The 9,786-nt window shown below is 35.0% G+C and carries 10 protein-coding genes; all 10 read left to right on the forward strand.

Features of this window, described 5'->3' with window-relative positions; all coding sequences use genetic code 11:
* The first annotated feature begins 22 nt into the window (after positions 1-22).
* The 10 genes from B3I52_RS00060 to B3I52_RS00105 all read left to right on the forward strand — a co-directional run bounded on the left by B3I52_RS00060 (position 23) and on the right by B3I52_RS00105 (position 9,463).
* Positions 23-802 (forward strand): FkbM family methyltransferase, encoded by a 780-nt coding sequence (locus B3I52_RS00060; RefSeq protein ID WP_293297042.1) that lies wholly within the window; start codon positions 23-25, stop codon positions 800-802.
* A 26-nt stretch (positions 803-828) separates the two neighbouring features.
* On the forward strand, positions 829-1,233 hold the full coding sequence (locus B3I52_RS00065) for a hypothetical protein (RefSeq protein WP_293297045.1): 405 nt from the start codon (positions 829-831) through the stop codon (positions 1,231-1,233).
* A complete protein-coding gene (locus B3I52_RS00070) occupies positions 1,230-2,249 on the forward strand; it encodes a CgeB family protein (protein ID WP_293297047.1) in 1,020 nt (339 codons plus the stop codon). The genes B3I52_RS00065 and B3I52_RS00070 overlap by 4 nt, the downstream gene beginning before the upstream one ends.
* A 163-nt stretch (positions 2,250-2,412) precedes the next feature.
* Positions 2,413-3,399 carry a glycosyltransferase family 4 protein gene (locus tag B3I52_RS00075; protein ID WP_293297050.1) on the forward strand — a complete coding sequence of 329 codons (987 nt, stop codon included), beginning with the start codon at positions 2,413-2,415 and terminating at the stop codon, positions 3,397-3,399.
* Positions 3,389-4,534: a glycosyltransferase family 4 protein gene (locus B3I52_RS00080; protein WP_293297053.1), complete on the forward strand. Its 1,146-nt coding sequence runs from the start codon at positions 3,389-3,391 to the stop codon at positions 4,532-4,534. Before B3I52_RS00075 ends, B3I52_RS00080 begins: the two co-directional genes overlap by 11 nt.
* Positions 4,531-5,667 carry a hypothetical protein gene (locus tag B3I52_RS00085; RefSeq protein ID WP_293297056.1) on the forward strand — a complete coding sequence of 379 codons (1,137 nt, stop codon included), beginning with the start codon at positions 4,531-4,533 and terminating at the stop codon, positions 5,665-5,667. Before B3I52_RS00080 ends, B3I52_RS00085 begins: the two co-directional genes overlap by 4 nt.
* Positions 5,668-7,026 (forward strand): hypothetical protein, encoded by a 1,359-nt coding sequence (locus tag B3I52_RS00090; protein ID WP_293297059.1) that lies wholly within the window; start codon positions 5,668-5,670, stop codon positions 7,024-7,026. It abuts the gene before it with no gap.
* Positions 7,027-7,164: 138 nt separating this feature from the next.
* Complete coding sequence (locus B3I52_RS00095) at positions 7,165-7,794, forward strand: ABC transporter ATP-binding protein (protein WP_293297062.1); 630 nt, start codon at positions 7,165-7,167, stop codon at positions 7,792-7,794.
* Entirely contained in the window at positions 7,791-9,008 is a 1,218-nt protein-coding gene (locus tag B3I52_RS00100; RefSeq protein WP_293297065.1) for an ABC transporter permease, read from the forward strand. The genes B3I52_RS00095 and B3I52_RS00100 overlap by 4 nt, the downstream gene beginning before the upstream one ends.
* 5 nt (positions 9,009-9,013) lie before the next feature.
* Positions 9,014-9,463 carry a hypothetical protein gene (locus tag B3I52_RS00105; protein ID WP_293297067.1) on the forward strand — a complete coding sequence of 150 codons (450 nt, stop codon included), beginning with the start codon at positions 9,014-9,016 and terminating at the stop codon, positions 9,461-9,463.
* Positions 9,464-9,786 lie beyond the last annotated feature (323 nt).

Below are 9,786 nucleotides of genomic sequence, written 5' to 3' on the forward strand. Positions count from 1 at the left end.
TATCACAATAAAATGTTAGAAAATGAAAAAAATAATTTTTAGACTAATTGAACTACTCTTTAGCAAAGAAAAATCCAGTAACTACTTTCTACTTCCTGTTATCAGAGGTCCATTAAAAGGAATTAAACTATATTTAAACCTTCACAAAAATCTAGAAAGCGCTTATTTTTTGGGGAAATATGACTATCACATACTTAATAATCTTAATAAGATTATTAAAAAAGATTGGATTATATGGGATTGCGGCACGTATTTAGGATACTACACTATATACTTTTCTAAAAATGCAAAATTAGTTTACGCATTTGAGCCCGACGACAAAAATAGGTCAAGAACAAAACAAAACTTAGATATTAATAACATAACTAATTTTGAATTACATAAAGTGGCTATTAGCGATAAAACTGGTTTTATTGAATTTATTGTAAATAACAATTCAAATTCTCACATTCCTGGAGGCTATATAGGGAAAAACAAGGAGGAGTATGGAAAAATTGAAAAATCTTTTGGCTTCGAAAAAGTACCTTCCAGTACTTTAGATGATTTAGAAACTAAATTAGGAACTCCAGACCTAATAAAGATAGACATTGAAGGATTCGAATTGTATGCTATTGATTATTGCCATAATTTGGCTACAAATAGCAAAACATCTTTCATAATAGAAAGTCATAATCCAGAAACAGACAAAAAACTTTTCCAGTTTTATCAAAAATATAATTTTAATGCCTTTAACATTGAAACGATGGAAGAACTAGTATTAGAAAATCAATTCAATGGAACAATTTTCTTCAGAAAAGCATAAAGTAAGAAAGATTTTGACCAAAACCTATGAAAACCATACTCATTATAGGCAATTTTGGTGCAGGCGCACTGGAACATCAATTTGTAAAACATTTAAAACCCCTTCATTGGCAAGCGGATACCTTTGATATTCAAGCCCCAGTGCAAAAAACAAAGGACAAAAACATTCTCACAAAAATTAACTACAAAATTGCCCCCAATGGTTTTTACCTTACCGTAAACAAACAACTACTAACCTTTGCTCAAAAAATTAAGCCTTTAGTTACACTTGTTTTTAAGGGCATGGAAATTTTTCCAGAAACAATTGAAGAAATAAAAACGCATACCCAACTTTTATGTAACTATAACCCTGACCATATTCATTCGATAATTATGTTAGAAGAAAAACTTTTTGAGGGTACAATTATCAAATTTATAGAGCAACCAAAATGAAATTACTCATCATAGGTGATGACGCTGTTTGGGCTATTGAAAATTATTATGCGAAGCACCTTCAAAAACAGGGCTTAAATTGTAAAATATTTAATGCAGGAGGTCTATATAGGAAACATTACACCACTATTTGGGATAAACTTAAACATAAAATTTATCCAACCAGCTTGTTAAAAAAAATAAACGATCAAATTTTAAATTACGTTGATCATTTTCAACCACAGGTAATATGGGTGTTTAAGGGAATGGAAATTATGCCCAAAACTTTAACAATTCTAAAACAAAAAGGTTATTTTCTAGTCAACTATAATCCCGATCATCCATTTATATTTTCTTCGAGAGGAAGTGGTAACAAGCATGTAACTAAAAGTATCAGATTGTACAATTTACATTTCAGCTACCATCCGGAAGTTATCAAGAGAATAGAATTTGACTATGCTATACCCTGCGAATCGTTACCTTTTGCTTTCGAAGAAAGTGCAATGCATTTAGATAATGGATATAATGACGAAATTAATGAGGTTGCTTTTATTGGTAACCCCGATCAAATTCGTAAAAAGGTAGTAGACACAATTGCCAAAGCGGGGATAAAAGTTAATGTTTTTGGACATGCTTGGCATAAGTTTGTAAAAAACAATCATTTCATTACTGTTCACGAAGCTGTTTACGGTGATACTTTTTGGCAAATCATGCAGACCTATCGTGTACAACTGAATATATTTAGACCACACAATATAGGTTCACACAACATGCGTAGCTTTGAAATACCAAGCATTGGAGGCATCATGCTATCTCCAACGAGCAACCAACACTTAACATTCTTTACAAGCAATCAAGAAGCTTTCTTTTACGATGATGAGCACACTATGCTCGCTAACATCAAATATATTCTGGCTCTACCTAAACAACAAGCTATGGCAATTAGAGTTGCTGCTCGTGCCAAAGCTAAAAGCTATACCTACGAACAAAGAACAGCTGATTTCTTAAGTAAACTGAAACAACATTTTCATGGATAATCAGAAAATTTTAATCGTTACTACCCACCCTATTCAATATCAAATACCTTTGTTCGTTGCACTTACAAAGCATGTGAATTTACACGTGTTGTTTTTAGCAGAAAGTTCTGCTGCAAATCAAGCAGAAGCAGGCTTTAACCGAGCTTTCGAATGGGATATTCCAATGTTTAAAGGTTATGATTACTCCTTTGCAGAAAATATCGCACCCCAACCAAGTCCCAATACCCAAAAAGGTATTCAGCTAAGCGGCACTACTAACTTACTATCCAACCATCAACCCACAGCTATTATATTGTTTGGCTGGTATACTATGGCACATCAGCAGGTTATTAAGGCTGCTATAGCCCAAAAGACACCAATCGTCCTTAGAGGCGAATCTACCTTGATTATGAACAAATCTTGGTTAAAACAATTAATAAAAGCAATTTATTTCCCAAGTTTTTTCAAGAAATTCACCCATTTTTTGAGTATAGGAAAGGAAAACACCAACTTTTATAAGCACTATGGTGTAGATCCCAAACATATAACATTAGCTCCGTATAGTATAGACACTGCGTTCTTCGAGGAACAATACAGCAAAAATATTGTCGCTCAAGATCGTGCTTCAATTAACATAGGGTTTTCGGGTAAGTTCATTGAAAAAAAACGCCCCCTTGATTTAATAGCAGCAGTGGCTAAATCAGCCTTTAAAGAACGTATTAAATTACACATGATTGGTGATGGTCCTTTAATGGAAAAAGCAGCTGCATTAGCAAAAAAAGAAAAAGTGAATGTCAATTTTCTGGGCTTTTTAAATCAATCTGTTATTGTTGCTAAAGGTTACAGTAAAATGGATATACTGGTCTTACCTTCTGGCGATTATGAAACTTGGGGCTTGGTGGTAAATGAGGCAATGACAGGAGGCATACCTGCCATTGTATCAAATAAAGTAGGCTGTCATAGCGATTTAATTGATGAAACTACCGGCTTTGTTTTTGAAAGCGGTAACATTGTTGACCTCACCAACAAGATAGACTTATTCTGTACTAGACACGACAGCAACTTTCCGTATAAAGCAAATGTACTACAAAAGATAAAAGACTATAGCTTAACAAAAACTGTTGAGGGCTTTTTAGAAGTAATTACCAAAGCAATTAAGTATGAAAATTAGTGTTTCCTGCGGTGGTCGCTTTCACGGCTTTGATATGGCTGCTTATTTTGAGCAACAAGGTTATTTAGCACAATTGGTCACAGGTTATCCCAAATCAGAAGCAGCTAAATTTGGCATCAGCAAAAAAAATGTACTTTCCATTTATCTTAACGAAGTAATAAACAGGATAACCAACAAACTAGGTTTAGGTTACCCCTTAAATACTTTTGCCTGCCAAATATATGATTACTTTACCGCCTTATTTATTAACAAAACCAGTGACGTTTATTTTCTTTGGTCAGGATATTCTTTGTACACCATCAGTGCTATACGAAAAAAGAATCCAAACGCTAAAATTATCTTGGTGAGAGGATCTGCCCACATACTAACTCAAAAAAAATTATTACATAAGATTAGCCCAACTCCCAAAAAAACAATTGATAACTTAATGATTAAACGCGAGTTAGCCGAATACGAATTAGCAGATTATATCAATGTACCAAGTTCTTTTGTATTAAATACTTTTATTGATCATGGATTTAATAAGGATAAGATTTTTGTTAATTTCCTTGGGGTAGATCTTGTTTCATTTCCATTCACAAAAAAAAAAACTAATAAAAACTCAATCGTTTTTGGCAGTGTTGGTACTTTATGCGCTAGAAAAAATACTAAGGGAATTATAGAAGCATTTAATGCTGTACTTACAAAAAACACTGATATTAAACTAATTATAGCTGGACCAATAGATCATTTTACTTTTAATAGAGAAAGTTTAAACTCTCCAAACATTTCCTATATACAAAAAATGCCCCAAAGAGATTTATTCAAAATATACAAAGAAATTGATGTATTTATAATGAACAGTGTAGAAGAAGGAATGGCTATGGTACAACTACAAGCAATGGCATCTGGATGTGCGCTAATAAGTACGCCCAATTCTGGTGGAGAAGATTTGATTGATCCTTTCGAAAATGGCTTGTTGATTAAGCCATTTGATAATAAAGATTTACAAAAATCTTTAGAATGGTTCATTAAAAATAAACAATTAATAACTAAAATGGGAGCTATCAGTAAAATAAAAGTAGAGAACGGCTTTACGTGGGATGATTTTGGTAAACGAAATATTGATTTTGCAAAGAAAATAGTAAATAGATGAAAATAGTAAGTGCTGTTTACAGCCATCCAGAGTATTATCCCCCTACCCTAAATGCACTCAACGCCTTGGCTGTAAATGCTGACGAAGTTTATTGCGTGCATCGAAATGTAAAAAAAACAAATTTAACCTATCCAGAAAACGTTCATCTTGTAGTTAGTGGAAAATTCAAATCCATAAGAGAAACGGAACAGACTTCATTCTTTTGGAAGTTACTTTCCTTTTTTCAATTTATTTCCATTCTATTCAAAACCATCAAAAAGCAAAAACCAAAATGGGTTCTTTTATATGATCCATTCCCCTTCTTGGCTTACATAATTATCAAACCTTTCCTTTCTTACAAGCCTAAAGTTTGGTACCACAATCATGATTTATTGGAGCCAAAAAACTTAGGAAGACTAAGCTTGGGCAAATTAGCCTATCTTAATGAAAAACATAATTTAAAGAATGTTGATATATTTTCTTTACCAGCTATAGAAAGAAAGTTTTTTTTCAAACTAAACAGCTTTAATGGCGAATGTTTTTTTTTACCTAATTATCCCTCTGTTTCTAAATCAAAACATACTAAATTCCCGCCATTCAAAGAAGAATTGAGAGTAATTTATCAAGGTCAAATTGGTGAGGGCCATGGGCTTGAACATATCATATCGTTTTTGCGTAATAGTAGTCTAAATATAACACTTAATATTATAGGGGTAGCTGTAGATGAAGTATTTAAACATAAGTTAACTACTTACATTGAATCATTTCAACTTAAAAACAGAGTGAAATTTCACGATCCATTCCCTTCTTATGAAGATTTACTTAATTTTTCTGCTCAGCATCATGTAGGGCTTGCAATCTATGAGCCCATTAACACGCAGTATAAAACTGTTGTTACAGCATCTAATAAAATATACGAATACATTGCCATGGGGATGCCTGTACTTTTATTTGATGACGACATCAACCGGTTAAATTTAGAAAAATATGATTGGGCAAAATTCACAGATTTATCTACCAATTCGCTTGAAAAAAATTTCAAAGACATTATCAACGCCCACGAAAACTATGCTCAATCAGCCTTTAATACTTATATGGTCGAATTGAATTATGAATATTATTTTGACAAAATCTTAACAGAAATCAATAAATAAGTGGCAAAATTCTTTCTTTTATTTATACCAAGTTTACTCTGTGTCTTTATCAACGATCCCAATGCGTTATATTTAACAGCTTGGTTAGGTAGTGCTTATCTAATCATCTTAAGTATCTACACTTGCAAATACATACTAAATGAGCAAATTGGTTTCTTTAGTCCTATTGTACTCTCTCAAGGTTTATTTTGGGGTTACACAGCGCTTACTTCTATTTTTTATTTTATCGATCAACATGGTTACGAATTTTTTGAACGTGTAAAACCTTTCGCCAATATAGAAGAAATTAAACTAATAGCCCAAGCTCAAGTTTATATTGTTTTTGCTCATGCTTGTTATCTCACTGGATACTACCTTATTAAAGCAAAACGAGGGCAACCAAAATACCTCTTAAATTTCAAAAACAATACCTACTTTAATCTTTCAATCGCATCAGCCATCCTAGCAGCTACACTACAATTTGCGCCAATAGCCCAACTTTCCTCCTATCTAAGTTTATTCTCGACAATTTGTGCTGTACATTATTTTGGCATAGCTTTGAGACAAAAACGTCATATTCCTTTAGCGAGTATCTATTTAATCAGCATACTTATTATTGGCTTTTTTTCTGGAATGAAAGAAAACACTATCTATCCGATCATTTTCTTAGGGATAATTGCTTATGAAAATTATGGCGTTTTTAAAACAAGTCTATTTTTTATTCCACTAATGGCAATCTATTTTTATTACGTACCCACCTATAATGCCAAAGTGCGAGAATCTAGATGGTATCAGAACAAATCTACTATAGAAGCATTTGACGAATTGAGTAATACAGACTTTGATGCAGAAGTGTTAAAAAATAATAACTGGACTTTTCTTACAGATCGTGTATCGGAAATTTCAATGTTTACTACCTATCTTCAGTCGGTCCCACAAAAACGCCCTTATTATGAGTTTGAAATTGTTGGTTATGGCTTAGCGAGCTTAGTGCCTAGATTTATATGGCCAGACAAACCTAGTCCAGATGCTACAGCCCAAAAAAGAGCTATTGAAAATGGTGCATTGATTTTAAATTATGCTGATGACACTACCTCAGCAAAACCTCAAACAATAGTAGATGCCTACTTATCATATGGATACCTTGCCATTGCTATAACTTATCTGCTTTTTGGTATCGTTTTAAAATTAGCTTTAAATTTATGCTATGCAAAATTAGGATACGAATTTGGTATATCAACAATCTTCTACTGCTTATTTTCAATATTAAGTAGAGGTGGTTGCTTCGAAAATTTATTTAATACTATTACGTACGCCTTTATATTGATATATGTTTGGATTGAAGTATTAAAAAAATACAAACTAATCATTAAAAATTAATTTCTGAAGCATAGATCGTATTTGCAATTAAATACACCCCACCTTACCCCTCCTCTACCCAGTAGCAAATACTTTACACAGCTATACTTTGCTATTTAGCCGCTTATCTTATTTTTGTGGCATATTGGTAATGATCCTATGATTTCAATTCAAGCTGTTTCGCAACAATACCCTACTGGTTCTCTATTAACATTTGCCGATTGGCAGGTGAACAATGGCGAGCAATGGTTGTTGCTTGGTCAGTCGGGAAGTGGCAAAACCACACTGCTGCATATTTTAACGGGCCTACAAAAGCCTACCAGCGGCACTGTAGCCATAAACGGCATTGATTTGTACCGCTTATCTGCCAAGAAACTAGATGCATTTAGAGGGCAGCACATTGGCATTGTATTTCAAAGGCCACATTTAATTAAAAGCCTTAACGTTACCGAGAACTTACTTTTGGCGCAAAGCTTTGCGGGGCTACCTACCGATAAAAAGCGTATCGAAGTAGTGTTGGATTCCTTAGCGATGGCACATAAAAAACACGCCTATCCGCAAGCGTTAAGCCAGGGGCAGTTGCAACGCGTTACCATTGCCCGTGCGGTAATTAATAAACCTACCTTGCTTATTGCCGATGAGCCTACTTCTAGCTTGGACGATAAAAATGCCGCAGCGGTACTGGCTTTATTAAAGGAGCAATCGGAATTGAACCAAGCTACTTTGGTAGTGGCTACCCATGATAAAAGGGTGAAAGATGCGTTTAACCTAACCTATAGTTTAGCATGAACCTATTTAAACTAAGCTGGAACAACATTTGGGCTAAACCATTAAATGCTGCGCTAAACCTCTTGTTAATTGCTTTTGGTACGGCTATTTTAACGGTGTTGCTGCTGGCATCAACCCAAATAGAAAATAAATTAGACAAAAACTCGAAAGACATTGACCTGGTGGTGGGTGCAAAAGGCAGTCCCTTGCAATTAATTTTAAGCAGTATTTATTACATCGATTTCCCTACTGGAAACATCCCGATGAAAGAAGCGAAGAAACTAATGAAAAGTCCGTTTGTAAAACGTGCCGTACCCTTGGCCATGGGCGATAATTATAACGGCGTACGCATTGTGGGCACCGATAGTAATTACATTAGCCTTTATGGCCTAAAACTCCAAAGTGGCCAGTTTTGGAAAGCCGATTTAGAGGCTACCATTGGGGCAAATGTGGCTGCAACACAAAATTTAAAAATTGGCGATAAATTTCATGGCGGCCATGGCTTAACCGAAATGAAAGACCAACACGACGACCATACTTACACCGTGGTGGGCATTTTAGCGCCGCAGCAAAACGTAACCGATAATTTAATTTTAACGGGCATTGGCAGTATTTGGAAAATGCATGGCGATGAAGGCGAAAGCAACGAGCATCATGACCATGAAGGAGCAGCAGACCACACTCACGATGATGATAGAGAATTTACTTCTCTTTTAATCCAATATCGGTCGCCAATGGCAGTAGCCATGTTCCCGATGATGGTGAACCAAACTACCAATATGCAAGCCGCCAGTCCGGCACAAGAAAGCACTCGTTTGTTTTCGTTAATTGGCGTAGGTGTTGATACTTTACAATGGTTTGCCCTACTCATTATGTTCATTGCCGCTATCAGCGTATTTATCAACCTGTACAATTCTTTAAAAGAAAGAAGCTACGATTTGGCCATTATGCGCACCTTGGGTGCATCAAAAGGTAAATTGTTTTCGTTAATTATTTTAGAAGGCTTAATTTTAACCATTATAGGCACGTTAATTGGAATAGCTTTAGGCCATGGCGTGTTACATTTGATTGGGAACTATCAGGAAAGTAGCCAAGCTAAAATGACTGGTTTGTTGTTTATTAAAGAAGAGATATATTTATTAATTGCAGGCTTGGCCATTGGTATGGTGGCCGCAATTATTCCGGCGGTACAGGCTTACCGTTCTAACCTATCAAATATTTTAGCAAAAAATTAACACAGATGAAAAAACTAGGTTTTATATGTTTACTGTTTATTGGCTTTAGTTTTAATGCCAAGGCACAGCATGATCCAAGCGACCAAATCATGTCGGCCAACTGGGATATAATTGGCGATGTAGAGTTTAAAATGGCAAAAGACGATACCGAAATGTTTGCCCTATTTAATAATGACATTAAGAAAAGAGCAGGCAAACCTTTTGAGTTAGAGGGTTATATTGTGCCTATTAAAGATGGCATGAAACAAACTAAATTTATGCTATCTACGCTGCCTATTAACCAATGTTTTTATTGCGGTAAAAATGGCGTGCCCATTATGGTTGAAGTGCAATTAAAAGAGCCTACTAAATTTACTTACCAAACCATTAAGGTAAGAGGTATTTTGAAGCTGAGTACTGCAAATGCTTTAGATGCCTCGCCTATTTCGTTGTTAAACGGGACGGTGGTGAAGTAACATTTTGAACTATAATTTCTGTATCATCTCTACAGCCTGCTCCGACCATTCGGAGAGGAATAAGGAGAGATCTAGTAACGTGAATTCGGGTTAAGCATTATATTTCACCTCAGAAAACGGGCATTTAAACGTGTTTTTTAACGTGAGTTTTGGATGTTACGCCCTGATAATCAGCACACAATGCCTACACACAGCCTTTCCTGCCCTTACCGATAGCGGTACAAGCTATGCCGGGCATAGGCACTCCATTTTTTCGCTTTTTGTTTATCACTTTCAGTTGAACTCAAGAGTGCTTCGCTGTTTGAGCGACCAAAATGGAGGAA

Origin of the sequence: Pedobacter sp. UBA4863, from assembly GCF_002399615.1 — a bacterium.
Taxonomy (GTDB): Bacteria; Bacteroidota; Bacteroidia; order Sphingobacteriales; family Sphingobacteriaceae; genus Pedobacter.